General features: G+C 70.7%; 27 protein-coding genes. 12 read left to right on the top strand and 15 right to left on the bottom strand.

Annotation, left to right across the window (positions count from 1 at the left end; all coding sequences use genetic code 11):
• The first annotated feature begins 68 nt into the window (after positions 1-68).
• Positions 69-1,397 carry a transcriptional regulator gene (locus tag E1285_RS05360; protein ID WP_243722574.1) on the top strand — a complete coding sequence of 443 codons (1,329 nt, stop codon included), beginning with the start codon at positions 69-71 and terminating at the stop codon, positions 1,395-1,397.
• Positions 1,398-1,438: 41 nt separating this feature from the next.
• Entirely contained in the window at positions 1,439-1,972 is a 534-nt protein-coding gene (locus E1285_RS05355) for an NUDIX hydrolase (protein ID WP_132148657.1), read from the top strand.
• Between the two features lie 200 nt (positions 1,973-2,172).
• Here the strand turns inward: E1285_RS05355 and E1285_RS45340 are convergent, their stop codons facing one another.
• Positions 2,173-2,313 (bottom strand): hypothetical protein, encoded by a 141-nt coding sequence (locus tag E1285_RS45340; protein ID WP_165966468.1) that lies wholly within the window; start codon positions 2,311-2,313, stop codon positions 2,173-2,175.
• Between the two features lie 10 nt (positions 2,314-2,323).
• Here E1285_RS45340 and E1285_RS45335 point away from each other — a divergent pair, with 10 nt between their 5' ends.
• Positions 2,324-2,791 (top strand): hypothetical protein, encoded by a 468-nt coding sequence (locus E1285_RS45335; RefSeq protein WP_165966467.1) that lies wholly within the window; start codon positions 2,324-2,326, stop codon positions 2,789-2,791.
• 17 nt (positions 2,792-2,808) lie between these two features.
• The gene (locus E1285_RS05345) at positions 2,809-3,843 is read left to right on the top strand and encodes a Gfo/Idh/MocA family oxidoreductase (RefSeq protein WP_132148653.1); all 1,035 of its coding nucleotides are present in this window, start codon (positions 2,809-2,811) and stop codon (positions 3,841-3,843) included.
• Positions 3,844-3,864: 21 nt separating this feature from the next.
• Here E1285_RS05345 and E1285_RS05340 read toward each other — a convergent pair whose 3' ends face one another.
• Genes E1285_RS05340 through E1285_RS05325 form a run of 4 tightly spaced genes read right to left on the bottom strand, consistent with a single transcriptional unit; the run spans position 3,865 to position 9,434 of the window.
• On the bottom strand, positions 3,865-4,305 hold the full coding sequence (locus E1285_RS05340) for a protein-tyrosine phosphatase family protein (RefSeq protein WP_132148651.1): 441 nt from the start codon (positions 4,303-4,305) through the stop codon (positions 3,865-3,867).
• Between the two features lie 16 nt (positions 4,306-4,321).
• Positions 4,322-6,838 carry an ATP-dependent Clp protease ATP-binding subunit gene (locus E1285_RS05335; RefSeq protein ID WP_132148649.1) on the bottom strand — a complete coding sequence of 839 codons (2,517 nt, stop codon included), beginning with the start codon at positions 6,836-6,838 and terminating at the stop codon, positions 4,322-4,324.
• A 43-nt stretch (positions 6,839-6,881) separates the two neighbouring features.
• On the bottom strand, positions 6,882-7,142 hold the full coding sequence (locus E1285_RS05330) for a DUF1731 domain-containing protein (protein WP_207946419.1): 261 nt from the start codon (positions 7,140-7,142) through the stop codon (positions 6,882-6,884).
• A 42-nt stretch (positions 7,143-7,184) separates the two neighbouring features.
• Positions 7,185-9,434 carry a glycoside hydrolase family 3 C-terminal domain-containing protein gene (locus E1285_RS05325; protein ID WP_132148647.1) on the bottom strand — a complete coding sequence of 750 codons (2,250 nt, stop codon included), beginning with the start codon at positions 9,432-9,434 and terminating at the stop codon, positions 7,185-7,187.
• 170 nt (positions 9,435-9,604) lie between these two features.
• Here E1285_RS05325 and E1285_RS05320 point away from each other — a divergent pair, with 170 nt between their 5' ends.
• Positions 9,605-10,768: an RNA-guided endonuclease TnpB family protein gene (locus tag E1285_RS05320; RefSeq protein ID WP_132148645.1), complete on the top strand. Its 1,164-nt coding sequence runs from the start codon at positions 9,605-9,607 to the stop codon at positions 10,766-10,768.
• Positions 10,769-10,848: 80 nt separating this feature from the next.
• On the opposite strand, the gene E1285_RS05315 is transcribed toward E1285_RS05320, so the two are convergent.
• From E1285_RS05315 to E1285_RS05295, 5 genes are read right to left on the bottom strand one after another with little or no spacing between them, the layout of a single operon-like run.
• On the bottom strand, positions 10,849-11,685 hold the full coding sequence (locus tag E1285_RS05315) for an FCD domain-containing protein (protein ID WP_207946418.1): 837 nt from the start codon (positions 11,683-11,685) through the stop codon (positions 10,849-10,851).
• Between the two features lie 49 nt (positions 11,686-11,734).
• Entirely contained in the window at positions 11,735-12,526 is a 792-nt protein-coding gene (locus tag E1285_RS05310; protein ID WP_132148643.1) for an ATP-binding cassette domain-containing protein, read from the bottom strand.
• Positions 12,516-13,295 carry an ATP-binding cassette domain-containing protein gene (locus tag E1285_RS05305; RefSeq protein ID WP_132148641.1) on the bottom strand — a complete coding sequence of 260 codons (780 nt, stop codon included), beginning with the start codon at positions 13,293-13,295 and terminating at the stop codon, positions 12,516-12,518. Before E1285_RS05305 ends, E1285_RS05310 begins: the two co-directional genes overlap by 11 nt.
• Positions 13,292-14,308, bottom strand: a complete 1,017-nt coding sequence (locus E1285_RS05300; protein WP_132148639.1) for a branched-chain amino acid ABC transporter permease — start codon at positions 14,306-14,308, stop codon at positions 13,292-13,294. The genes E1285_RS05305 and E1285_RS05300 overlap by 4 nt, the downstream gene beginning before the upstream one ends.
• The gene (locus E1285_RS05295) at positions 14,305-15,177 is read right to left on the bottom strand and encodes a branched-chain amino acid ABC transporter permease (protein ID WP_207946417.1); all 873 of its coding nucleotides are present in this window, start codon (positions 15,175-15,177) and stop codon (positions 14,305-14,307) included. Before E1285_RS05295 ends, E1285_RS05300 begins: the two co-directional genes overlap by 4 nt.
• Before the next feature lie 154 nt (positions 15,178-15,331).
• Here E1285_RS05295 and E1285_RS05290 point away from each other — a divergent pair, with 154 nt between their 5' ends.
• Entirely contained in the window at positions 15,332-16,942 is a 1,611-nt protein-coding gene (locus E1285_RS05290) for a class I adenylate-forming enzyme family protein (protein ID WP_132148635.1), read from the top strand.
• A gap of 21 nt (positions 16,943-16,963) precedes the next feature.
• Here E1285_RS05290 and E1285_RS05285 read toward each other — a convergent pair whose 3' ends face one another.
• Together E1285_RS05285 and E1285_RS05280 are read right to left on the bottom strand one after the other, a co-directional pair.
• Positions 16,964-17,893 (bottom strand): ankyrin repeat domain-containing protein, encoded by a 930-nt coding sequence (locus E1285_RS05285; protein ID WP_165966466.1) that lies wholly within the window; start codon positions 17,891-17,893, stop codon positions 16,964-16,966.
• Positions 17,894-17,951: 58 nt separating this feature from the next.
• Positions 17,952-18,503, bottom strand: coding sequence for a hypothetical protein (locus E1285_RS05280; protein WP_207946416.1), 552 nt, complete (start codon positions 18,501-18,503; stop codon positions 17,952-17,954).
• 480 nt (positions 18,504-18,983) lie between these two features.
• Here E1285_RS05280 and E1285_RS05275 point away from each other — a divergent pair, with 480 nt between their 5' ends.
• On the top strand, positions 18,984-19,631 hold the full coding sequence (locus tag E1285_RS05275) for a dihydrofolate reductase family protein (protein ID WP_132148631.1): 648 nt from the start codon (positions 18,984-18,986) through the stop codon (positions 19,629-19,631).
• Between the two features lie 118 nt (positions 19,632-19,749).
• Positions 19,750-19,947 carry a helix-turn-helix transcriptional regulator gene (locus tag E1285_RS05270; RefSeq protein ID WP_132148629.1) on the top strand — a complete coding sequence of 66 codons (198 nt, stop codon included), beginning with the start codon at positions 19,750-19,752 and terminating at the stop codon, positions 19,945-19,947.
• Between the two features lie 25 nt (positions 19,948-19,972).
• Here E1285_RS05270 and E1285_RS05265 read toward each other — a convergent pair whose 3' ends face one another.
• Positions 19,973-20,173, bottom strand: a complete 201-nt coding sequence (locus E1285_RS05265) for a hypothetical protein (RefSeq protein ID WP_132148627.1) — start codon at positions 20,171-20,173, stop codon at positions 19,973-19,975.
• A gap of 2 nt (positions 20,174-20,175) precedes the next feature.
• A complete protein-coding gene (locus E1285_RS05260; RefSeq protein ID WP_132148625.1) occupies positions 20,176-20,571 on the bottom strand; it encodes an ATP-binding protein in 396 nt (131 codons plus the stop codon).
• Between the two features lie 158 nt (positions 20,572-20,729).
• On the opposite strand from E1285_RS05260, the gene E1285_RS05255 reads away from it, so the two are divergent.
• From E1285_RS05255 to E1285_RS05245, 4 genes are all read left to right on the top strand, one after another.
• The gene (locus E1285_RS05255) at positions 20,730-21,545 is read left to right on the top strand and encodes a helix-turn-helix transcriptional regulator (RefSeq protein WP_132148623.1); all 816 of its coding nucleotides are present in this window, start codon (positions 20,730-20,732) and stop codon (positions 21,543-21,545) included.
• Positions 21,536-21,718, top strand: a complete 183-nt coding sequence (locus E1285_RS05250; RefSeq protein WP_132148621.1) for a DUF397 domain-containing protein — start codon at positions 21,536-21,538, stop codon at positions 21,716-21,718. The genes E1285_RS05255 and E1285_RS05250 overlap by 10 nt, the downstream gene beginning before the upstream one ends.
• 326 nt (positions 21,719-22,044) lie before the next feature.
• Entirely contained in the window at positions 22,045-22,461 is a 417-nt protein-coding gene (locus E1285_RS45330; protein ID WP_165966465.1) for a hypothetical protein, read from the top strand.
• 22 nt (positions 22,462-22,483) lie between these two features.
• Entirely contained in the window at positions 22,484-23,485 is a 1,002-nt protein-coding gene (locus E1285_RS05245) for a HEAT repeat domain-containing protein (protein WP_165966464.1), read from the top strand.
• On the opposite strand, the gene E1285_RS05240 is transcribed toward E1285_RS05245, so the two are convergent.
• Positions 23,482-23,700 (bottom strand): helix-turn-helix transcriptional regulator (locus E1285_RS05240; RefSeq protein ID WP_132148617.1); only part of this gene is annotated, 219 nt, incomplete at its 5' end. The genes E1285_RS05245 and E1285_RS05240 overlap by 4 nt on opposite strands.

The raw sequence follows: 23,700 nt of genomic DNA, 5'->3' as shown, positions 1-23,700 counted from the left end.
CGTGACGCCTCTCACAATCGGGTGCCTCGCTCCTACACTGCGTGTGACCCCCAGCAAGGAGGCGCGTCGTGGCCGAGCCCAACCTGCTGCTCGACGCTTTGATCGACGAGGCCGGCATGTCGTACGCCGGGTTCGCGGGTCGCCTCAACCGCGGCCGCACCACCTGCTACGACCACGCGTCTGTTCGGCGGTGGATCCGCGACCACGCCATCCCGCGCGGCGAAACCCCGGAGGTGATCTGCCGGGTGCTGAGCGGCGCGGTGGGCCGCCCTCTCACGCTCGCCGACATCGGCATGGACCGCACCCACCACGGCGACCTGTCCGACACTCCGCTTCAGGCCGCGATCGACCAGGCTGCGGCCTTGTGGCGCGGTGACCACGTCAAGAGCGAGGCGGTCGAGCAGACCCGGATGCTCGCCGGTAGCGCCGCGGTGGCACCGGCGTTCGCGTGGGAGAATCCGCCCAACGACATCGATGTGTCTCACCGCGGGCCGCGTGCGGTCGGTGCTGGCGATGTGGCACGGGTCCGAGCGGCCAGGGATCAGTACGAGCAGATGTATCGGCGGGTGGGCGGTGTCCCAGTGCGGCCACGGATCGTCGCCTACCTCAACACCAGCGTCGGGCCTCTGGTGCGCGGCGGGTACGACGACCGCACCGGGCGGGGTTTACTGCGGGCGACTGGTGGCTTGATCGCTTTGGCGGGTATCTCGGCCTATGACGCCGATAGGCAGGCGCTCGCGCAGCGGTACCTTCTGCACGCACTGCGCATGGCCAAAGCGTCCGGACATCGCGGTTTCGGCGGGTACTGCCTTGCGCTGCTGGCCAACCAGGCGATGTACCGGGGCAACTACCGCCGGGTCGTACAGTATGCCCAGACCGCGCTGCGCGGTGCTCACGGGCACCTGTCCCCGGCGCTGGCCGTCGACCTGCACACGCTGCAGGCCAAGGCGTACGCCCGGATCGGCGACACCCGCGGCTCCCACCGGCACATGACGCAGGCGGAGAGCATTCAGATAAGCCCGGAGAACGAACCGCCAGAGACCGGGTATGTGCAGCCCGGCCTGGTGGAGACCCAGCACGCGGATGTCCTGCGCCGACTCGGTGACCTCCGGGCCGCACAGACCTACGCCGAGGAAGCGGTCCGTGCTTTCGGCGGCACGCACCTGCGGGGCCAGGCACACCGGCTCGCGACGCTCGCGCAGGTCCAAGGTGAGCGCGGCCACGCCGAGGAAGCCGCCGCGACCGCGCAGCAGATGCTCGACCGCACCGAAGGTATGGAATCGGGTCGCATCCGCGACCGCGTCACCGGCCTGGCCCGCGCGCTGGCGGCCTATGACACTGGGGATGTGCGGGCTTTCCGGGAGCGTGCGGAGCTTCAGGTCCAGGACGGGCAGTAGGTTGACGGGCGAGCCACGCCAACCGACCGAGGAGCTCGTCCGTGCGCTGGAAGGTCCACTCCGAGAAACCGCTCTACACCGACCCGTGGCTCGACATCCGCCTCGCCGACGTCGAGATCACCGGCGGCCGGCATCTGGAGCACCGAGTGATCCGCTCCCACACGGGAGGGGCAGGTGCGGTCGTGGTCGACGAGCAGCGGCGGGTTCTCCTGGAATGGCGGCACCGCTTCATCACTGACGCGTGGAGCTTTGAGATCCCGATCGGCGGTATCCGGGACGGCGAGGACCCGGCTGCGGCGGCCGCGCGCGAGGTGGAAGAGGAGACCGGATGGCGGCCTGGCCCGATGCGTCCGCTCACCGTCGTGCATCCCACCCCTGGGATCAGTGACTCCCGGCACCACATCTTCTGGGCGGACGGTGCCACCCTGATCGGGCCGCCGGCGGAGGACTGGGAGGCTGAGCGGATCGAGTGGGTCCCGCTCGTCGACATCCGGGGGCTTGTGGAGGCGGGGGAGATCGTCAGTGGCACCAGTATGGCGGCCCTTCTGCTGGCCGCCTCGACACCTGGAGCCTAGGCTTCGCGACCGCTTGCAGCGTTTCGCTTATCGGTCGACCGCCACGCCGCAGGCGTGGCGGTCGGGCACCGACTCCTGGACGACCGCGCGGCCGAGAACCAGGCCAGGTCGATAAGTCCCGGCGCAGTGGAGACCTTCGTAGGGCACGAGGGTGTAACCGGCTACGGTCGTCACTTCGCCGCCTCCCGCAGCTCGGCGGACTAGGTGGCCACGAGGTCCAGGGATTCGAATTTTCTTAGGAGGTTTGCTCTGGCCAGGGCGACCTGGTCGGAGCCGCCGTCGCGGGGGAACGGCAGCTCCATGCGCATGTCCTCGACCAGGCGGCCGCCCTTGGCGAACATGAGGATGCGGGTGGACAGCTCGATGGCCTCGCTGACGTCGTGGGTGACGAACAGGACCGTCTTCTGGCTCCAGCCGTTCGAGGGGATCGACCGCGAAGGCCGACGACCAGCAGCTCCGGACGGCCACGCCGATGTCGCCGGGCGTCACCTCGCTGACCGAGGAGAAGGCGCCCGACCAGCGGTGGTCGCCTTCGAGCGGGCTGGACGAGCGCACGATCACCCGTCCGCCCAGTTCCCCGACCACGGCGCCGAGCCGTGCTTCGAGGGCGTCGTCGAGCGGGACGCGCAGCGCGGCACGCCGGGCCGCGCCGCTGTCGCCCGCCCGCTCCCGCAGCGCCCCACCGCCGCCGACGGGCACCGCAACCTACTGCTGACCATGGCCGTCGACCTGTCGGCGGCGCGCGGGGCCGAGGTGGAACTGCCACCCGACCCCGCCGAGCTGGACCGCGCCTACGCCGGCGCCGAAGCCGCTGAGTGAGCCGGGAGGAGATCACGATGCGACAGATCAACCTGGGGATCGTCGGGACGGGCTGGTGCGGCGGCATCAGGGCCGACGTCGCCGCCGCGAGCCCGCTCGTCGACCGGCTGCATTTGGCCGAGATCCGTCCCGAACGGCTGGCTGAGGTCGCGGAACGCACCGCCGCGAGCACCGCCACCGCCGACTACCACGACGTGCTCGCGCAGGACGTCGACGCGGTGATCGTCTCCGCGACGCCCGAGACCGTCCACCACCCGATGGCGCGGGACTGCCTGCTGGCCGGCAAGCACGTCCTGCTGGAGAAGCCCCTCGCCCTCACCCTGGACGAGGCGGACGAGCTGATCGGCCTCGCCGAGGAACGCGACCTGAAGTTCGCCATCGGCTACTCGCAGCGCTTCAACGCCAAGCAGGCGTACGTGCGCCAGTGCGTCCAGGACGGGACGCTCGGCCGCCCTGTCAGCGCGCTCGTCAGCCGGCACATCACCCGCAACCTCGGCAACAAGATCGGCGGCCGGATCAAGCTGTCCCCCGCCGCGATGGAGGCCACCCACGACATCGACTTCCTGTTGTGGTGCCTCGCCCCCGCCCGCCCCGCGACCGTGTACGCGCAGTCGGTGTACGGGGTGATGAAGGACGCGCACGACGTCCCCGACTGCACCTGGATCACCATCACCATGGGCGACGGCGTTGTGGTCGTGGTCGGCGCCGGGTGGATCCTGCCGCCCGGATACCCGAACTTCTCCACCACCACGATCGAGATGGTCGGGTCGGAGGCGGCGCTGCTGATCGACGACAGCCACCGCGACATCGTGCTGAACCGGATGGACGGCGGGATCTCGCTGCCGCTGTCGACCATGCCGGGCGAGCAGGTCGGGCACGTCTACGCGGGCCCGATGGCGGCCGAGACCATCCACTTCCTGGAGGCCGTCGCCCTCGACCGTCCCGTGCTGGCGACCGCGCGGCAGGCCCGCACGGTCATGGAGGTCTACCTCGCCGCGGACGCGTCCGCCGAGTCGGGCCGTCCCGTCACCCTCGATCCCGTACCGGTGTAGCGGACGGCGGCCTCGGGGCGGTCAGGCGGGTGGGAAGCGGGTTACCCAGCGGCGCTGCCAGGGGGTTTCCACGGCCCGCGGGTGGTGGTGCTCGCGGGTCCAGGCGACCGCTTCGGACGGGTCGAGGCCGGACAGGACGGCCAGGCACGCGAGGACCGTCCCGGTGCGCCCGACGCCGCCTCCGCAGGCGACCTCGACCGGCGCGCCGGAGCGGGCCCGCTCGTGCAGCGCGCGGATCTGCCGGACGGCCTCGTCCCGGTCGCGGGGCAGCAGGAAGTCCGGCCACTCGATCCATGCGGACGGCCAGGTCAGCTCCGCCTCGTGGCGACGGCGGAGGCGGCCCGAGCCCAGGTAGAGACCGAAATCGGGCACCGGACCCTCGGGCGCCGGGTCGCGCAGGCCGCGTCCCCTGACCGCGGTTCCGTCCGGGAGTTTCAGCGAGCCGGTGAGCGAGACTGTCACGCAGGGACTGTATCCGCTAGACCGTCTCCTCGGTGGAGACGCGGAACTCCAGCCCGCCGTTCGCGGCGGAGACGTCGATGTGGTTGCCGTGCCGCAGGTCGCCCGCGAGCAGCAGGTCGGAGAGCTGGTCGTCGACCTCCCGCTGGATCGTGCGGCGCAGCGGGCGGGCACCGAACTCGGGCTGGTAGCCGCGCTCGGCGAGCCAGTCCACCGCCTCGGTGGTGAAGGTGACGTCGACGTCCTGCGCGCGGAGCCTGCGGCGCGTCTCGTCGAGCAGGAGGTCGGTGATCTGGCGGAGCTGCCCGGCCTCCAGCCGCTGGAACACGATGATCTCGTCGATCCGGTTGAGGAACTCCGGCCGGAACGAATCGCGCAGCACCCGCATGATCCGGTCGCGGAGCGCGGTGCCCTCCCCGCCGGGCGTCCCGAAGCCGATCTCGGTGCGGCCGGTGATCAGCTCGGAGCCGAGGTTGCTGGTCATGATGACCACGGTGTTGCGGAAGTCGACGGTGCGGCCCTGCGCGTCGGTGAGGCGTCCGTCGTCGAGGAGCTGGAGCAGCACGTTGAAGACGTCCTGATGCGCCTTCTCGATCTCGTCCAGCAGGACCACCGAGTACGGCTGCCGCCGGACGGCGTCGGTGAGCTGCCCGGCCTCCTCGTATCCGACGTATCCGGGCGGCGCGCCCATCAGCCGGCTCACGGTGTGCCGCTCCTGGAACTCGCTCATGTCGAACCGGATCAGCCGGTCGCGGCTGCCGAACAGCGCCTCGGCGAGCGCCTTGGCCAGCTCGGTCTTGCCGACGCCGGTCGGGCCGAGGAACAGGAACCCGCCGATCGGGCGGTCCGGGTCGCCCATGCCCGCGCGGGACCGCCGCACGGCCCGCGCCACCGCGGCGACGGCGTCCTCCTGCCCGATCACCCGCTCGTGCAGGTGCTCTTCGAGACGGGCGAGCCGTTCACGCTCCGCCTGAGTGAGCTGGGTGACGGGGACGCCGGAGATCCGGGACACGACCTGGGCGATGTCCTCGGTCGCCACCTCGGGGACCGTGACGGGCCCGCCGTTGTCGCGGGTCGCCTCGATGTCCTTCTCCAGCCGGACGATCTCGTCGCGGAGCTCGGACGCCTTCTCGTAGTCCTCGTCGGCGACGGCCTGGTCCTTCTCCCGGCGCCGGCGGTCGAGGCGTTCCTCCATCTCGCGGCGGCCGCCGTCGCGCGTCCCCGACCGCAGCCGCACGCGGGCGCCGGCCTGGTCGATCAGGTCGATCGCCTTGTCCGGCAGGAACCGGTCGGTCAGGTAGCGGTTCGACAGGTCCACGGCCGCGATCAGCGCCTCGTCGGTGAACCGCACCTGGTGGTGCGCCTCGTACCGGTCGCGCAGGCCGCGCAGGATCTCGATGCTGTCGCCGACGCTGGGCTCCGGCACGAGGATCGGCTGGAACCGGCGCTCCAGCGCGGCGTCCTTCTCGATGTTGCGGCGGTACTCGTCGATCGTCGTGGCGCCGACGACATGCAGCTCACCGCGTGACAGCGGCGGTTTCAGCATGTTGCCCGCCGACATCGAGCCCTCCCCGCCGCCCGCGCCCACGATCGTGTGGATCTCGTCGATGAAGACGATCAGCTCGTCGGCGTGGTCGCGGATCTCGTCCACGAGCTTCTTCATGCGTTCCTCGAAGTCGCCCCGGTAGCGGGTGCCCGCGACGACGCCGCCGAGGTCGATCTGCACGACCCGCTTGCCGCGCAGCGTCTCCGGGATGCCGTCGTCCACGATCCGCTGCGCGAGGCCCTCGGCTATCGCGGTCTTCCCGACCCCCGGGTCCCCGATCAGCACGGGGTTGTTCTTGGTGCGCCGCGACAGGACCTCGACGGTCTCCTCGATCTCGTCCTCGCGCCCGATGACCGGGTCGATCCGCCCTTCCCGCGCAAGCGCGGTGAGGTCGCGGCCGAACTCGTCCAGCGTCGGCGTCCCGGTCGCCTGGCCGCCACCACCGCCGCCCCCGCCGGGAGGCTGCTGCCCGCCGCCGGTCGCCGCCGACTGCAGCGAGTCCGGCGTCACATGCTCGGCGTCCAGGATCCGTCCCGCGCCCGACCCGCGGTCGAGCGCCAGCGCGAACAGCAGGTGCTCGGGCCCGATGTAGGAGGACCCGAGAGCCCGCGACACCTGGTGCGAGTCCAGCAGCGCACGCTTGGCCGACGGCGTCAGCTCCGGCGGCATGTCCCGCGGCTCACCCGGCCGGACATGCTCCTCGATCTCGCTCTTGATCTTGTCCGGGTCGGCGCCGGCCCGCTCCAGCCAGTGCCGGGTGCCCTGCTGCCGCGTCGCCGCCCACAGCAGGTGATCGGTGTCCAGGTCGACGCTTCCCCACTGCGCCGCCTGCGTGGCCGCGTCCCGCACCAGTTCCCGCGCGGGCTCGCTCATGAGCCGCGCCAAGCTGATCCGCTCCGTCGGACGCCGCTGCGCCCGTGCCCCGAAGAACCTGGCCAGCATCTCCTCGAACGGGTCCATGCCCCCGGACCCGTACCATCCCTGGGTCATCTCCAGTACCCCCTGAGCATGGAACGACGCGTCATAGCAACGGTCAGTCACGTGCCCATGGAAAGCCCCCAGAAACCCGCGTCCGACTTGCCCTGCCACGGCGCCGCACGCGCTCGGCGAGCTCCTCGGCGGCCTCCGTCCACCGGGCGTACTCGAACGCGAAGCCCGCGTCGGCGAGACGGCCGGGGACGACGCGGCGGCTTTTCAGCAGCAACTCGGGTGTCCGAGCGCATCGCGAGCGCATCGCGAGCGCTCCGATCTCCGCCATCCCCTTCGTCGCGGGCAGCCCGACCGGCACCCCCACGCCGCCCGCAGCGTACGCATGAACTCGCGCTGCGGTGCCCCCTTATTGGACGGCGGCGACCAAGTCGTCCACGACCTCGGGGGTCAGGCCGATGCCGAACGACCTGAACTTCGCCAGGGGGATACCGCGCATCAGGTTGAACAGCGCCGGTGAGGACTCGGCCATGCCGGTGAACCTGTCCCCGAGCCGGTCCCGGAGGATCGGGCCGCCGGCCGGATGGTCGAGCCATTCACCGAGTGTGGACATCCGTCCGAGGGCGTCGACATACCCGTCGCCAGGCGTGGTCAGCTCGGCGCGCAGCCGGATGTCGCGGGACGAGGCGCCCACCTCGACCGCGAACGTCCCCGCGTCGATCCGCCAGCCGCCGCGCGCCGTCGACCACCAGGCGATGTCGCGTCCGGTGACGGCGAACGTGACCTGGGTGCCGGTCCCCGGTTCGAGCTCGACCTTCGCGAAGCCGCGCAGCTCGTGGCAAGGCCGTGACGGCAGATCCTCGTCGAAGGCCACGTAGAGCTGGACGACCTCGGACGCCGTCCGGCCGCCCACGTTGGTGACGGTGCACTCCACGGCCCACTCGTTCGCGCCCGTCTCGCGGACGTCCAGGCCGGAGTACTCGAACCGCGTGTAGGTCAGGCCGTGGCCGAACGGGTACGCGACGTCCGTCCCGAGCGTGTCGTGGTAGCGGTAGCCGACGTAGCGGCCCTCGCCGTACGCGACGTGCCCTTCCGCGCCGGGGAAGTTCAGGTGGGACGGGACGTCCGCGAGCCGGTTCGGGATCGTCTCGGTGAGCCGCCCGGACGGACTGGCCACGCCCAGGAGCAGGTCCGCGATCGCCGAGCCGCCCGCCTGGCCGGGCAGCCAGGCTTCCAGGATCGCGTCCGCCTCCGCGTCCCACTCCGCGACCGACACGACACCGCCGTTGGCGAGCACGACGGCGACGCGCGGGCAGGCCCGCGCGACCGCGCGCAGCAGCTCGACCTGCACGCCGGGCAGGTCGATGGACGTCCGGTCGAACCCCTCGGACACGGCGTCGCCCGGCAGGCCCAGGAACACCACCGCCACGTCGCTCGCGCCGGCGGCCTCGGCCGCCTCCCGCTTCAGCGGCTCGTCGGGCGCGCCGTCGAGCCGGTACCCGGCGGCGAACGTCACCGGCCCGGCCGCCCGCAGCGCCTCCCAGGCCGAATCCAGCTTCGTCGGGACGACATGGGAGCTGCCATACCCCTGGTAGCGGGGGCTCTGGGCCAGCTCCCCGACCACGGCGACGCGCTGTGCCGCAAGGTCCAGCGGCAGGACGTCGTGCTCGTTCTTCAGCAGCACCAACGACCCGCGTGCCGCCTCCCGGGCCAGTTCGTGGTGCGCGTCCACGTCCCAGCCGTCGAACCGCTCGGCCGCCGCGACCCGCCGGGTGAGCGTGCGCAGCCGCCCGGCCGCCCGCGTCACCGTCGCCTCGTCCAGGCGGCCCGCCCGTACGGCGTCCACGATGTCCTGGTCGGTGCGGCTGGGCGGCATCTCCAGGTCGAGCCCGGCGGCGAGGGACGCGACCCGGTCGTTGACGGCGCCCCAGTCGGAGACGACGAGCCCGTCGAACCCCCACTCACCGCGCAGGACCTCGGTCAGCAGCCAGTGGTTCTCGCTCGCGTACACGCCGTTGATCTTGTTGTAGGACGACATGACCGCGTACGGCCCGGCCTCGCGCACGATGTGCTCGAACGCGGCCAGGTAGATCTCGCGGAGCGTCCGCTCGTCCACGTCGGCGCTGACCCGCATGCGGTCGGTCTCCTGGTTGTTGACCGCGAAGTGCTTGACGCACGCGCCGATCCCGAGTGACTGGATCCCGGCGACGACGGCGGCGCCCATCACGCCGGTCAGGTGCGGGTCCTCGGAGAAGTACTCGAAGTTGCGGCCGCACAGCGGCGAGCGCTTGATGTTGATCCCGGGACCGAGGACGACGTCGACGCCGAGGGCGGACGCCTCCCGTCCGAGCGCCGCGCCCACCCGGCGCGCCAGCCCCGTGTCCCACGACGAGCCGAGCGCGACGGCGGGCGGGAAGCAGGTGGCGGGGACGCTGTTCTCGAGCCCGAGCGCGTCCCCCGCCTCCTCCGGCTGCCGCCGGATGCCGTGCGGGCCGTCGCCGAGCCGGATGGCGGGCACCACGTCCCCGGCGGCGGTCGTGCGCCACATGTCGGCCCCGGACGTGAGCGACGCCCTCTCCTCCAGCGACAGCTCGTCCAAATCGTCCAGGGTCGGGTCGTCGGAGGCCCTCGGCACAGGCTCATCGGGTGTCTCAGACATGCTGCTCTCCTACCACACGGCAGGAGATTCAGCGATCCTCTAGCGAGGAACCCCGGTCCTTCACTTCAGGGGCCGGGAGGAATCGCTTCTCGTGTACGGCGCGTCAACGCCGCCTGAGCCGGTTGTTGCGTGAAGCGATAGTTGTCGGTAGGTAATGTTATGGTCACGCCATGAAGTTGGTGGTGCAGGTGAAGCTGCTACCGACGGCCGTGCAGGCCGCCGCGCTGGCCGAGACCCTGCACGCCTGCAACACCGCGGCGAACCAGGTGTCGCGGGTCGCGTTCGACACCGGCATGACGCGCAACTTCGATCTGCGCAAGGCCACCTATGCGGGGTTGCGGGAGGCGGGGATCGGGTCGCAGGCGGCCCAGCATGTGATCAAGAAGGTCGCCGACGCCTACACCACCCTGCACGCCAACATTCGCGCCAGGAACCTGGGCCGCCCCGGCTCCCGGCGCCGCGCCCGCGCCCAGAGCAAACCGATCATGTTCCGGGCGGACGCGGCGCAACCGTTCGACCAGCGGAACCTGTCCCTGGCGGTGGACGCGGGCACGGTGTCGATCTGGACCACCCGCGGCCGCTGCAAGGACATCGCCTTCGCCTGCTCCACCCAGACACGCAAGACGCTGGCCGAGTCCCCGCGCGGCGAGTCGGACCTGCTGTACCGGGACGGCAAATGGCTGCTGCTGATCACCGTCGACGCCACCGAACAACCCCTCAACACCGATCCTGGCGGGTTCGTGGGGGTGGACCTGGGCATCGCCAACATCGCCACCACCTCGTCGGGGTACCGGGCGGCCGGGCGCGGGCTGAACCGGCACCGCGCCCGCCAGGCCGCGCTGCGCCGCAAACTCCAGCACAAGCGCACCAAGGCCGCCAAGCGTGTGCTGAAGCGGCAGCGCCGCCGGGAGCGGCGCCGCGCCACCGACATCAACCACTGCGTCTCGAAACGGATCGTGGCCGAGGCTGAACGCACCGGGTACGGGATCGCCCTGGAAGACCTGACGGGCATCCGCAGCCGGGTACGGCACCGCAAGCCCCAACGGGCCGCGTTCCACTCCTGGGCGTTCGCCCAGCTCGCATCCTTCATCCGCTACAAGGCCCGCCGCGCCGGTATCCCCGTGGTGTTGGTGGATCCGGCCCACACCTCGCAGAGGTGCGCCGACTGCGGTCACGTGAGCCACCTGAACCGGGTGAGCCAGGCCTTGTTCGTCTGCCAGGACTGCGGCGTCGTTGCACACGCGGACCGGAACGCCTCCCGCAACATCGCCCACCGGGCGGGTGTTGCGTGGGACGCGGGGCGGCAGTCATCCGCCCCTGCACCCGACCCCTAACCAAGGGCGGGTGCTGGACGCGGCAGGCACCCCGGTACCCAGCCGGGACCTAGCCGCAAGCTCGGCCGTTCACGGCTCGCTCACGGCCGAGAAGCTGACAACTGGTCGGCGGGCTGGAGGAGCGGCCGCAGCAGGGCCGCCTCGACGCGCTGCTCCTCGCTGACGCCCGTCATCGGGTACTTCTGCGCCGTCCGCAGGTGGCCGCGCAGCAGGCGGGCCACGCCGTCGGCGTCGCCCTCCTCGATGAGGGCGAGCGCCTGCGCGTGCTCGTCCAGCGCCTGCCTGCGCAGCGCGGGCTCCGGGAAGAAACCGCCGCGGGTCGCGTGCTCGGACCAGCTGCTCTCCTGCGCCGTCCACAGCGTCTCCAGCGCACCGGCCACGACGAACAGCGTCTCGTTGCCGCAGAGCCGGACGATCGCCTCGTGGAACTCGCGGGACGCCGGCGTCGCGCGCTTCTCGTCACCCGTCTCGACGGCGTGCACGAGGCTCTCGTGGGCGCGGCGCAGCCCCGGAACGACGGCGGTGTGCCGGTCGGGGCGCTGCGCGCAGAGCGACGCGCAGAACGGCTCGATCTGCTGGAGCGCGAACCCCACGTCCGGCAGCGCGGCCTGCCGCGACTCCAGGACGAGCGCGAGCATGTAGGCGACGCTGTCGCGCTTCGGCGCGTGCACGACCGACCCGCCGGTGTTGCCGCGCCGGACGGTGATCAGGCCCTCCGTCTCCAGGATGCGCAGCGCCTCGCGGGCGGCGAGCTTGCTGACCCCGAACTCCGCCAGCAGGTCGGACTGCTTGGGCAGCAGGCTCCCGTCGGGCAGCTCGCCCCGCAGGATCCGCGCCCGCAGGGTGTCGGCGAGCAGGTCCGCCACCCGCGGCTGGCGCATCTGCGCACGCGGCTCCGGGGCCCCCGTGTCCTCCACCGTGTCCGTGTCCTCTCGGCCGTCGTCGTTCCGGTCATCCCGTGTTATCTCATGTTCCACCTTGCGGCGAAACCGCTTGCCGCACCGCGTCCTCGGGCCTTCCGGCGACCGTGACGCCCATCGCCCGCTGGTACGCGGCGTCCAGGTCCCGGCCGCCCTCGACGGGGTCGGACGCCTGGCCGCGGAGCAGCACGTAGCCGCGGTCGAGGCGGTCCCGGATCGCGCCGATGGACGGCTCGACGACCACCACGACGGTGCCGTCCTCGGCGAGCCTCCGGGCGGTGTCCATCAGCTCGGCGACGATGAGCGGCGCGAGGCCGGTGGACATCTCGTCCAGCAGCAGCGCCTTCGGCGACCCCATGAGGGCGCGGGACACGGCGAGCATCTGCTGCTCGCCGCCGCTGAGGACCCCTGCGAGCGCCCGCGCCCGTTCCCGCAGCACCGGGAAGCGGTCCAGCGCCGACTCGACCTCGCCGCGGGGCAGGCCGAGCGTGTCCGCCATGACCTGGAAGTTCTCCCGGACGGTCAGCCTCGGGAAGATCTGCCGGCCCTGCGGGACGAGCGCGAGCCCGCGGCCGGCGCGGCGGGCGGCGCTCAGCCCGCCGACCTCCTCGCCGTCCAGGGTCACGCGGCCCTTCGCGGCGACCGACCCGTACGCGGCGAGCAGCAGGCTGGACTTCCCCGCTCCGTTCGGCCCGACGACGGCGTTGATCTCGCCGCCGGTGAAGGTGAGCGACGCGTCCGCGACGGCCACCGACTCGCCGTAGCGGACGGAGACCCCGCTCAGCGCGAGCTCATGCGCTTCCCCAGGCTTACGCGACCCCGCTGGCTTATGCGACAACGTTCTCACCACCGGTTCCGAAGTAGACGTCCTGCATCTCCGGGCTGGCCAGGCATTCGGCCGGGTCGCCGTCGAACACCACCGACCCGGAGCGCAGCAGCATGATCCGGTCGACGAGGGACGCGACGATGTCCACGTTGTGGTCGACCAGGATGATCCCCTGGCCGTCGGCCCGGACCGCGCGCACCGCCTCGGAGATCGCCGCGATCCCGGCCGAGTCGGCGCCGGCGAACGGCTCGTCCAGCAGCAGGACGGACGGTTCCTGGGCGAGCGCGCGGGCGACCTCGACGAGCCGCTGCTCGCCGAGCGTGAGGTCGCCGCACCGCCGCTCCAGATCGCCGAGTTCGAGGGCGTTCGCGACGCGGTGCAGGACGCCGTCGAAGCGGGCCCCGGCGGGACGGAACGCGCCCGCGACCAGCCCGCCGAGCAGCCCGCCGACTCCGGCGAGCTTGGGCGCGGCGGCGCCGAGCAGGACGTTCTCGCGGACGGTCAGGTCGAGCGCGAGATGCGGATGCTGGAACGTGCGCGCGAGGCCCGCGCGGGCACGCCGCGACGGCGGGCCGGAGAGCCGGCGGCCACGGATGGAAAGACTCCCGCGGTCGGCGGGCTGCGCACCGTCGAGCAGGTCGACCAGCGTCGTCTTCCCTGCTCCGTTGGGGCCGATCAGCCCGAGGACCTCCCCTTCCGACAGGCGCAGCGACACGTCGTCGACCGCGTGGACACCGCCGTAGCTCTTGCCGAGCCCGGTGCCTTCCAGCAGAACGGTCATCCTCGTGCTCCCTTCGTGCGGGTCAGCCGTCCGCGCAGCCATCGCGCGCCGCGCCCGGTGTAGCCGAGGATCCCGCCGGGCGCGATCAGCAGCACGGCCAGCACCGCCACGCCGAAGATCAGTGATCCGGCGCGCTCGAAGATCTGCAGGTTGAAGGTCAGCTGGACGACCAGGACCGCGCCGAGCACCGGCCCCCAGGCCGTGCCCTGGCCGCCGAGCAGCGGCATGAAGATCGCCAGCATGATCAGGTGGAGCGTGAACGTGTCCGGACCGATCGTCAGGTTCGCGGTCGTGAACAGGCCGCCGCCGAGCGACGCGATCGCCGCGCCCGCCCCGAGGACGGTCAGCCGGAGCGTGGGGACGTTGATCCCGGCGGCCTCCACGGCGTCCGGAACGTCCCGGGAGCTCTGCAGCGCCACCCCGAACGGCGACCGCCGGATCCGGTCCACGGCCACCGCGACGATCCACACGACCAGCAGGCACAGGGCGATGAACGTCTGCCGGTCCAGCTCGTTCCCGAACAGGGTGAGCGGCCGGATGGAGCCGATGCCGAGCGCCCCGCCGGTGATGCCCTTGGCGTCCAGGAGGAAGTTCTGGAACGCCATGCCGAACAGCAGCGTCACCGCCGCCAGGTAGAAGCCGGACAGCCGCCGCGTCGCGAACCCGAGCGCGACGGCCAGCACCGCGGACGCGGCCGCGCCGAGCAGGTAGGCGACCGGCAGCGGCCAGCCCGTCTTCGTCGCGACGAGCCCGACCGAGTACCCGCCGATCGCGACGTAGGCGCTGTAGGCGAGCGACAGCGCGCCGGCCAGGTTGAACGGCATGTACATGCCGAGCGCCAGCAGCGCGTAGGTGGCGCCGAGGAGCGCCAGGTCCTGCCGGAACAGGTCGCCGCCCGCCCACGCGATCACGCACAGGGTGAGCGCGAACGTCCCGAGCACGCGTCCGGTCTCCGCGGACCGCACCCACCCGAGCGACCCGGCGGCCGCGGGACTCTTCATCGCCTCGCTCATACTCGGACCTTCCGGACGAACAGGCCTTTGGGCCGCAGCGCGAAGAACAGGATCGCGACGGCCAGGACGGCGTAGTCGAGCGACGCGCTGCCCAGGTAGTAGGGGACGAAGGTCTGCGCCATCGCGAGCAGCATCCCGCCGGCCAGCGGCGCCCACACCGAACCCGTGCCTCCGATGACCATGGCGAGGAAGCCCGACAGCGCCCACCCGAACCCGGACTGGAAGCTCACTCCGGCCTTGGCGGAGAACAGCTGCCCGGCCAGGCCGACGACGAGGCCGGCGAGCCCGAACGCGACCAGCCGCACCCGCCCGACCGGCATCCCGAGCGTGCGCGCCGCCTCCCGGTTGCTGCCGACCGCGCGCAGGATGCGGCCGTACTTGGACTTGCGCATCCACAGCCACACGGCGGTGAACGAGACGAGCGTGCACGCGACGAGCACGAGCGTCTGCCCGTCGATGGTGACGAAGCCCAGGTCGAGGGACGTGTCCGGCAGCCATGACCGGCCCGGCATGAGCTGCCGTCCGAACAGCGTGCCGGCGAGCTGCTCGACCGCGAACAGCACCGCGACCACCGCGATGAGCGACGGCAGTTCGCCGCCGCCCGTCCGCGCGTCGATCGGCCGGACGAGCGCGACCTCCGTGACCATCGCGAGCGCCGCGGCGATCGCGATGCCGAGCACGGCGGCCAGCCCGAGCGGCCAGCCGCGCTCGGCCATCAGCCAGGAGGCGGTGAGGCCGGAGAACATCGCGAACGGCCCGAGCGCGAAGTTGAAGAAGTCGGCTCCTTCGAGGACGAGGTAGTAGCCGAGGGCGACCAGCCCGAAGAAACACCCGATCTGGACGACCGAGACCCACAGTTGCGCTGACATCACGCTCCTTCCGGCCGTGGCCCCTACCCGGACTGCTCCACCGGGCGGGCCCCTACCGGCCGCGTTCTGTGGGATCTTATGTTTAAAAGAAAGCTATGACAATGCTCAAGCCGCTGCTAACTTCGAGGCAGCTCGCGACCCCGGGGAGGCACCTGTGACCAGTCCATACGCGACCCGCCCCTTCGACGAGGCGACCGTTGCGGCATACCGGGCCGCAGGCTGGTGGGGCACGGAGACCGTCGCCGACCACGTCCGGCGGCACGCGGCGGAACGTCCCGGCGACCCCGCCTACGTGACCCCGGACGAAACGCTCACCTGGTCGGCATACGACGAGAACTCGACGACGCTGGCACGCCACCTGGCCGCCCTCGGCCTGGCCCCGGGCGACCGGGTCGCAACACTCCTCCCGGACGGCCCGGCCTGGCACATCGCGGCCGTGGCCGCGGAGAAGGCGGGCCTCGTCCTGGTCGGCGTGGGCGCACGCGCGGGCCGCCGCGAACTGCACCACCTCCTGCACCGAACCGGCTCCCGCGCCCTGGTCACCCCCGCGGACCATCGCGGCGGACCGTCCGGCGCCTTGCTGGACGAACTACGCACAGACGGCGTCGACCTCGCCCACCACGTCGTCGTCGACCGCCTGGGCCTCCCCGACCGTCCTCGCGACTCCGACATCACCGGCCGCGCACTCGGCCCGGACGACTTCTCCATGCTGAACTCGACGTCGGGCACGACCGGACTGCCCAAATGCGTCTCGCACACCCAGAACCGCTGGTTCTACTTCCACGAACTGGCCCGCCGCGCGGGGGCGCTGAACCCGTCCGACGTGTTCATGGGCGCGGTCCCGTCCCCGTTCGGGTTCGGGCTGTGGACGGCGCACTTCTCCCCCGCCGCCCTCGGCGTCCCCACGATCCTGATGGAGCGGTTCGACGCGCACGCCGCGCTCGACCTGATCGAACGGCACCGGGTGACCGTCCTGCACTGCGTGAGCACGCAGTTCATCATGCTGCTGAACGCGCAGGCCGAGCGGGAGCGCGACCTGACCTCGCTGCGCTGCATGTTCACCGGCGGCGAGGCCGTCCCCTACGACCGCGCGGCACGGTTCGAGGACGCGACCGGCGCGAAGGTCCTGCAGTTCTACGGCTCGAACGAGACGGGCGCGCTCAGCCACACCAGCCTGGACGACACCCGCGAGCACCGCCTCCGCACCGCCGGGCGGGTCATCCCGGAGATGGAGGTCCGCCTGTTCGACCCGTCCGACGGCTCCGACATCACCGGTTCGGGCCGCCCCGGCCAGCCCGGCTGCCGAGGCCCCGCCACCTGCCCCGGCTACTACGACGACCCGGAGGCCGACAAGGCGCTGTTCACCCCCGACGGCTGGATGCTCATGGCCGACATCGTGGAGATCGACGACGACGGCTACCTGCGCGTGGTGGGCCGCCTCAGCGACCTGATCATCCGAGGCGGCAAGAACATCAGCGCCGCCGCCGTGGAAGAGGAGGTCAGCACCCACCCGGCCGTCGCACTGGCCGCCGCCGTCGCCATGCCAGACGAGGTCTTCGGCGAACGAGTCTGCGTCTACACGGAACTACGCCCCGGCACGTCCCTGACCCTGGACGACCTGACCGCGCACCTCACCGAACGCGGCGTCTCCCGCGAATGGCACCCCGAACGCCTCATAGTCGTGGACGCCCTGCCCCGCTCGTCCGGCGGCAAGGTAGCCAAGGGCGCCCTACGCGAAGACATCCGCCACCGCCTCACAACCTGACCTGCCGCAAGGGCCTTCTGGTCAGTTCCAGTAATCGCGTTCAGGAAGCTTCAGCCACATGTCGGCGGGCCCGACGATCGCACGGGAGTCGGTCGGCCGCAGCCCTGTATTGGCGAAGCAGAACGCTGCGGCCTTGTGGCTGTAGAGGTAGGTGAAAAGGACCTCCTCGACGGTGTCGCCAACGCTGGCCGATCCCCCGAAATAGAGGTCCCAGCCTTCGATCAAGCTGTCCCGGACGATGCTTCCCTGGTTCCCGCTCTTGGGATTGGCGTACATGGCGTAGCATACGGTCCCTGCCGAAAGGGCTTTGATCACGCCTGGCATGGATGCCCCGTAGGCCCATGGCTGGATGATGACGCACCCGCCCGGCACGTCGATCGCGCCGACGACGGAGTCGTCGTAATCGCCGTGGTCTCCGTACTCCTCGTACTCCGGCGCTTCGGCCTTCGTCGCCTCCAGCCGCCGGGCCGCATCGTCCGCGGTGATGTCGGCGACACAGGCCAGGCTGTAGCCGTCGTAGAAGTGCTCGCTCAGCGCCCTTATAAGGCGGCGGGCTTCCCCGGCCGCCGCGGCCTCGGCGGCCGAAAGCTCGGCGCGGGACGGCGAGAACAGGTCCGGGTACGGACCGGCCAGGGCGAGCCGCCCAGGTGACCAGCCGGCCATCATGGGGCGCCACGGGTCGGCGCCGGCTTCGGCCAGGGCCCGGGCGTTGTCGGGACAGTTGTCGAAGACGGCCCTCCAGAGAGCGGTCCGGCCCTCATGTTCGGCGTCCACGTCCCTGACGTGCCTGGCCAGTTCCGCGACCACTTCGGGCGAGCCGTACTTCACTGCGAAGTCCAGCGGACGATGGGACCCGTGTATGAGGGCGTCCGGATCGGCGCCCACTTCGAGGCGTGCACGGACCTGGGCGAGGTCGCGCCAACTCGTGTTAGCCCATTCGTTGGTGTCCATGGCACGCGGATTGTGGCGCGCAGGTCCGACAGTTCACATGGACGCGCCCCGATCGAGGTCACCCCTTGCCGCGAGTGCGCTCCCGGTGCCCCTTGGCGTCGGGGCGGCCGATGTGGCCGGCCGCCCGCTCGTATTCGCCGAGCCAGAGTTGGGGGACGTACTGCTGGACCGCCGCGACCATCTGCTGCCGGCTGGCGGCGGGGATGCCGAGGCGGTGGCGCAGGCGGGGAAGGCCGGGGCGGAACGGCTCCTCGTCGCGGACCAGGGCCCACAGGACCGGGTCGTCCCGGTCGATGGGGCCGGTGGGGAACAACTCCAAGGAGTAGAGCTTCTGGCTGCGCCCGAGATTGCTCCAGTAAAGGCAGACTCCGGCGAGAGTGTTCCAGGGGATGACGTTCCGAAGTTTCCCGCTTTCGATCCAAAGACCTGTGTGGTCGATGAGGATCCTCGTGCGGCGCCCCATCCAGATCGGGATGAAGAAGATGACGCCGAGAACCCCGAGGGCCACCAAGACGCCGAGCCCCACGAAACCCGCGCCGGTGGATTCTCCCTTCTGGTTCCCGGTGGCGACCACCACACCGCCGATGATGCCGACGACACCGACCGCCATGAGGAAGACGGAAATGGGAAGTCCGATCATGGCGCTACGGCGACCGGTCCGCATGACCGCGGCGTCCGGCGCAGGGGAAGGCGTGGGGGGAGGCGACATGGCGCGTGAGCTTAACGGCCATTCTCGTGAGGAGTCGAGATGAGAGATGGGCACGAGGGCGAAACACCTCGCGGAGGCATCGACTCGCGGCCCTCCAGCTTCGTCCCGTTGACGGGATGCCCCGCTCGTCCGGCGGCAAGGTGGCCAAAGGCGTCCGACGCGAAGACGCCCGCGACCGCCTCACGACCTGAGCCGCACCCTGGCCGTCCTCCCGCGCAGGCCACGGTTGTCCCTGGTGAGCGGGGTACGTGCCCGGTCGGACGCTGATCTGGAAAGCGATCTGAGAAAACTCGACGAGGTCATGTCGAGACGGCCGGGTCGGCTCCGACCTCCTGGTGACGGCGCCCGAGGGCGGCGCCGATCGATCGAAGGAGCACCCTGATGTCCAAGGTTCGCGTTCACAACTTCACGACCTCGCTGGACGGGTTCGGCACCGGCGAGGGTCAGACCCAGGCCGCCCCGTTCGGCCACGCCGGCGAACGCCTGCACGAGTGGATGTTCGCCACCCGGTTCTGGGGCGAGATGATCGGCGCCCAAAGCGGCCACTCCGGCGCCGACCACGCGTTCGCCGCGATGCACGAGCCCGGCATCGGCGCCGAGATCATGGGCGCCGGCAAGTTCGGCCCGCCCGGCTGGCAGGACGACCCCGACCACAGGGGCTGGTGGGGCCCGAATCCGCCGTTCCACACGCCGGTGTTCGTCCTGACCCACCGGCCGCGCCCCTCGATCGAGATGGAGGGCGGCACCACGTTCCACTTCCTGAACACCACACCCGCCGAAGCGCTCAACGTGGCCCGCGAAGCAGCAGGCGGCCAGGACATACGCCTGGGCGGCGGCCCCACAGTGGTACGCGACTTCGTTGCCGAAGGCCTGGTCGACCACATGCACGTGGTCCAGGTCCCCGTCCTGCTAGGCCGCGGCGTCCGCCTCTGGGACGGCCTGGAATCACTGGAAGAGGCGTACGACATCGAGACGGTCTCCACCCCCAGCGGCGTCACCCACCTGACCTTCACCGCCAAGACCCGCTGACCACAAAGGCAACCGCCCCGCAGGGAATCCAGCCAGGCCCCCCGCGGGTCACCTACCGTCCGTCAGCAACAAGACGCCATGCCGCGCGGCATCCGGCTCGGCTGCTTCACCATGCGACATGGCCGGACTTGACCTCCGGCTCGGCGACATGGTCCGCGAGCGCCGCAGGGAACTGGGACTCACCCAAGCAGAAGTGGCCAGGCTCGCAGGCATCACACAGCCCGCGCCGTCACGCATCGAGGGCGGTGGAGGTGTGCCGACCCTCGCGATGCTGGACCGGATCGCCAAGACGGCCCGCGAGGCGACCGACCCGTAGGGGATCCAGCCAGGGTCCCCTACGGTCACCTGACCTCTGTCAGTAGTGACACCGCATGCCGGGTGGCGTCCGGGTCGGCGGTGGCCAGCGACTCCAGGAGGCCGTCCAGGTCGGACGCCGAGATCGAGATACGGCCGACGGCCCGCCACCCACCCGCACCGTCCCGCATGATCGCCCACTCCGGGAACAGGTGGTGGAGCAGCAGCAACATCACGGACTCGTTCATCGTCAGCGCAGCTTGGCCCAAATGACCTTCCCTCCCTCGTTGAGGGGACGGACGCCCCAGGCGTGGACGAGTTCGGCCAGGAGCAGCAACCCCCGTCCGGAGACGGCGGCGTAGTTCTCCGGCCGGACCTCCGGCCGCCCCTCCCCGCCGTCCCACACCTCGACGACGGGACGACCGTCGCGCTCGTCGAGGAACACCCGCACGACGATCTGCCCCTTCCCGTGCAGATAGCTGTTGGTGACGAGCTCGCAGACCACGACCCGGCCGACGTAGTCGTCCTCGATCCCCCACTCGGCGAACCGCTCGGCGAGGAACCGGCGGGCGAGGCGTGGGGCTTCACTGTCCGGGTCGAGGACGAGCGTGGACGGGGCCTCTGGGGCGAGCGCTGCTGCTGGCATCGTTGCGACCTTTTCGAACGTCTCCGCTTGAACGCCCTTATTGAGCCACCGAACGAGTGCGCAGCGTAACGAAGCGCAGGTGGTTGCCTGGCAATCTCATCTGACTGACTTTCTGAACTTGGTGGCCGCTTGTGTCAAGGTTGGGGGACGATGACCGCATGGCACCACGACGGTCGAGAGCGAAGGTCAGCCCGAGCCTGGTCGCGTTCGGGCGCAGGTTCCGCCGGTTCCGGGAGGCCAAGGGCTGGAGCCAGGAGAACGTCGCGCGCCGGGCTCGCGACGGAGAGGGCGTCACCTCGCAGTACATCGGGCAGGTCGAGACCGGCCGGACGCGCTGCACCCGCGATTTCGCCGAGACGATGGACCGCGAACTCGAATTGGACGGTGAGCTGGTCGAACTGTGGGAGGACCTCGTCAAGGGCGCGGAGTTCCCGACCTGGTACGAGTGGCTCCCCATCGAGGAGACGGCAGAGGAGTTGACCTGCTACAGCCTCTCGCTCGTCCATGGCCTGCTCCAGACACCCGGCTACGCCGAAGCGCAGTTGATGGGAGATAAGAAGAAGACTGAAGAGCGCATAGCCCGGCAGAGCATCCTGACACGACAGAGCCCGCCGCCACCCGGCTGCACCTTTCTGGTGGACGAAGGCGTGCTGCTACGCGAGGTCGGGAACGCACAGGTCATGCGCGAGCAGTGCGATCACCTCATCGCGGCACCAGAAACCCTTGGAGTTTCGCTGCACATCGTGAAGATGCGGGGTGAGCACGGCGGCAACATCAGTTCGTTTACGATCGCCACCATGGAGGACATGCGCGAAGTCGCGTACTTTGAGTGCCCGGCACGCGGATTCACCCTGGAGACGGCAGAGGAGCTGACTGCCACTCGCCGGGCGCTCCGAGAAGTCCGGGCCATGACCCTCCCGATAGACCAGTCGCTCGACGTCATCCGAAAGGTGCAGGCAGAACGATGGACCTGAACACGGCCACCTGGCGCAAGAGCAGCCACAGCGGCAACACCGGAGGCGAATGCGTCGAACTGGCGTCGGCCCCCGGAATCATCGCCCTCCGCGACAGCCAAGACCCGGACGGCCCGAAGCTACTGCTAGACCGCGACGAGTTCGCGACCCTGGTGACCTCCCTGAAGCACTGACACTCCCCGATCAGCACCGGAGCCCCGGGCGCTTCAAGGTCCGGGGCTCTTGCGCGTTCAGCGCCGCTCAACGGCACGCTGCCTCGCCTCGGTCAGAGGCGTTCGGGGGCCGTGATCCCCAGCACGCCGAGGCCATGTTGCAGGTACGGCGACGGCGACGGGATATTGGCTGAGTTTGAGGGCCAGAGCCCGCTCCGGGGACTCGGCGAGAGTGATGGCCGGCCCGTCCGGTGCGGGCGCACCGACCGCCCGGCCTTCGGCGCGTAATCTTTGACGCACGCGCTTCACCACCCGAGACGGCCGCGCCACGTTACGGCGTCCGCGGAATGAGTGAGCCAGGAACCGAGGTCACGCGCCACGACGTCGAACGCCTGTGGTCCGACGCCATCGCCGGGAGGTGCTCCTGGCAGGAGACATCGGACCGTGCACAGGCGCTGATCGATCTGGTCAACGCGGAGACCCCCATCGTCAATGGGGGCCTCTTGACGCTGTACTACTTGTGGCGACCTGGAGCACGTCGAGATCCGGAGTCGCTCACCGAGGAGCGAGAGCGGTGGCGGGCTCGGCTACGCGTATATGACTCCGACCCGCGGGCCTGGTGGCGGAACCACTACCACAGGATGCTGGAACGGCACGCTGAGCAGCACGGGGTTCCCGCAGCCCAGGGCTTCGGAGAACGCCTGGTCCGCGATGGACACCTGCCGGAGGACGACCTTTCCTGGATTCTCGATCGGCTGGACTGAAAGCACTGGGAAGATCAGGAATATGGGAGACGCGTCAGACCTTGTTTATCGGCTCGAACTCACGCACGAGGGCGGCCCGGAGCGGTATGCGGGCTCCGAACTCGATGTACGTTCGGTGGTCGCGCGGATCCCGCAGGACGTCAAGGACGAGCTGAGGTTCGACCAGATTCCCTGGGGGCGGTTCGCGCACTCCTTCGGGTCTGGAGAGGACGTGCCCGAGTACTTGTCCCGGCTCGGGTCCGAGGACATCGAGGCCGTCGGGAAAGCCCTGAGCATCCTGGGCGATTGCATCTGCCATCAATGTGCGACGTCGCCGCCTGCCGCGTTGGCCGTACCGTTCCTGGTGCGCATCGCCAGGTCGCCTACCGCGCACTGGAGGGCGGAGATCCTCGGACTGGTCGGCAGGGCAGGGCGATGTGCGCATGACGGGGATGAAATGCGTGCCGGGCTGCTCCAGATCACCGGCCGCGACGACCGGCTGTGCTACGACGTTGCGGGATATCTGGAGAACTGGTCGGTCCAGGCGGCGCGCATCGCCATCACCTCCGATGCGCCCCTGCTCGTGGCGCTGCTCGACGACGCCGACGCGGCCGTCCGCTCTTCGGCCTGCTACGCCCTGGCCACCGCCCTGGACGGCACGGAGTCGATCCTCTCGGCGCTGCATCGGAGGCTGGGCGTCGAGCGGGTCCCGGCCGCCCGGATGAGCCTCATCCTGGCGATCGCCCAACTCGCCCGTGTCCACGGGGACGAGCCCACGATGACGAACCTTCGGCAATGGTGGGCGGATCCCGACCGTCCTACGGACGTCCGGGTCAGCGCCGCTCTGGCCTGGCGGTACATGGGCGGCGATCCGGTCCCCGACGACCTGCGGTCGTTGCTCACCACTGCGGTCACCGATGAGCTTGCCGAGTCACTGGCAGACGTCCCGTGGATGAAGGACGTCGAGTTCCGGGCCGGCACGGGCCTGCGGCGCTCCGTGCGCCTGGCGCTCGACCTCGAAGGAGACCGGCAAGAGCGCCTTTAGGGCTGGGGGTCGGGTGATCGGTTCGGGTGGGAGCGGTAGCGGCCGGGGGCGATGCCGAACTCTCGTTTGAAGGCGTTGGCGAAGGCGTATTCCGAGGCGTATCCGACGCGCTGTGCGATCGCCGCCAGCGGGACGTCCTCGCGGGTCAGTATCCGCGCGGCCGTCGTGAGGCGCCACCAGGTGAGGTAGGCGAGCGGAGGCCGTCCGACCAGCGC

The sequence above is a fragment of the Actinomadura sp. 7K507 genome, from assembly GCF_004348425.1.
In the GTDB taxonomy this organism is placed as follows: domain Bacteria; phylum Actinomycetota; class Actinomycetes; order Streptosporangiales; family Streptosporangiaceae; genus Spirillospora.
Note: the sequence above shows the minus strand (reverse complement) of the source record. Positions and strands in the feature narration are given on the sequence as shown.

What these genes read in the sequence shown, in the direction of transcription:
- E1285_RS45340 (WP_165966468.1), bottom strand. Translation starts at nt 2,313, where the DNA reads ATGTTCGCCAAGGGCGGCCGCCTGGTCGAGGACATGCGCATGGAGCTG.
- E1285_RS05345 (WP_132148653.1), top strand. Translation starts at nt 2,809, where the DNA reads ATGCGACAGATCAACCTGGGGATCGTCGGGACGGGCTGGTGCGGCGGC.
- E1285_RS05335 (WP_132148649.1), bottom strand. Translation starts at nt 6,838, where the DNA reads ATGACCCAGGGATGGTACGGGTCCGGGGGCATGGACCCGTTCGAGGAG.
- E1285_RS05325 (WP_132148647.1), bottom strand. Translation starts at nt 9,434, where the DNA reads ATGTCTGAGACACCCGATGAGCCTGTGCCGAGGGCCTCCGACGACCCG.
- E1285_RS05320 (WP_132148645.1), top strand. Translation starts at nt 9,605, where the DNA reads ATGAAGTTGGTGGTGCAGGTGAAGCTGCTACCGACGGCCGTGCAGGCC.
- E1285_RS05305 (WP_132148641.1), bottom strand. Translation starts at nt 13,295, where the DNA reads ATGACCGTTCTGCTGGAAGGCACCGGGCTCGGCAAGAGCTACGGCGGT.
- E1285_RS05300 (WP_132148639.1), bottom strand. Translation starts at nt 14,308, where the DNA reads ATGAGCGAGGCGATGAAGAGTCCCGCGGCCGCCGGGTCGCTCGGGTGG.
- E1285_RS05295 (WP_207946417.1), bottom strand. Translation starts at nt 15,177, where the DNA reads ATGTCAGCGCAACTGTGGGTCTCGGTCGTCCAGATCGGGTGTTTCTTC.
- E1285_RS05285 (WP_165966466.1), bottom strand. Translation starts at nt 17,893, where the DNA reads ATGGACACCAACGAATGGGCTAACACGAGTTGGCGCGACCTCGCCCAG.
- E1285_RS05280 (WP_207946416.1), bottom strand. Translation starts at nt 18,503, where the DNA reads ATGGCGGTCGGTGTCGTCGGCATCATCGGCGGTGTGGTGGTCGCCACC.
- E1285_RS05275 (WP_132148631.1), top strand. Translation starts at nt 18,984, where the DNA reads ATGTCCAAGGTTCGCGTTCACAACTTCACGACCTCGCTGGACGGGTTC.
- E1285_RS05270 (WP_132148629.1), top strand. Translation starts at nt 19,750, where the DNA reads ATGGCCGGACTTGACCTCCGGCTCGGCGACATGGTCCGCGAGCGCCGC.
- E1285_RS05265 (WP_132148627.1), bottom strand. Translation starts at nt 20,173, where the DNA reads ATGAACGAGTCCGTGATGTTGCTGCTGCTCCACCACCTGTTCCCGGAG.
- E1285_RS05260 (WP_132148625.1), bottom strand. Translation starts at nt 20,571, where the DNA reads ATGCCAGCAGCAGCGCTCGCCCCAGAGGCCCCGTCCACGCTCGTCCTC.
- E1285_RS05255 (WP_132148623.1), top strand. Translation starts at nt 20,730, where the DNA reads ATGGCACCACGACGGTCGAGAGCGAAGGTCAGCCCGAGCCTGGTCGCG.
- E1285_RS05250 (WP_132148621.1), top strand. Translation starts at nt 21,536, where the DNA reads ATGGACCTGAACACGGCCACCTGGCGCAAGAGCAGCCACAGCGGCAAC.
- E1285_RS45330 (WP_165966465.1), top strand. Translation starts at nt 22,045, where the DNA reads ATGAGTGAGCCAGGAACCGAGGTCACGCGCCACGACGTCGAACGCCTG.
- E1285_RS05245 (WP_165966464.1), top strand. Translation starts at nt 22,484, where the DNA reads ATGGGAGACGCGTCAGACCTTGTTTATCGGCTCGAACTCACGCACGAG.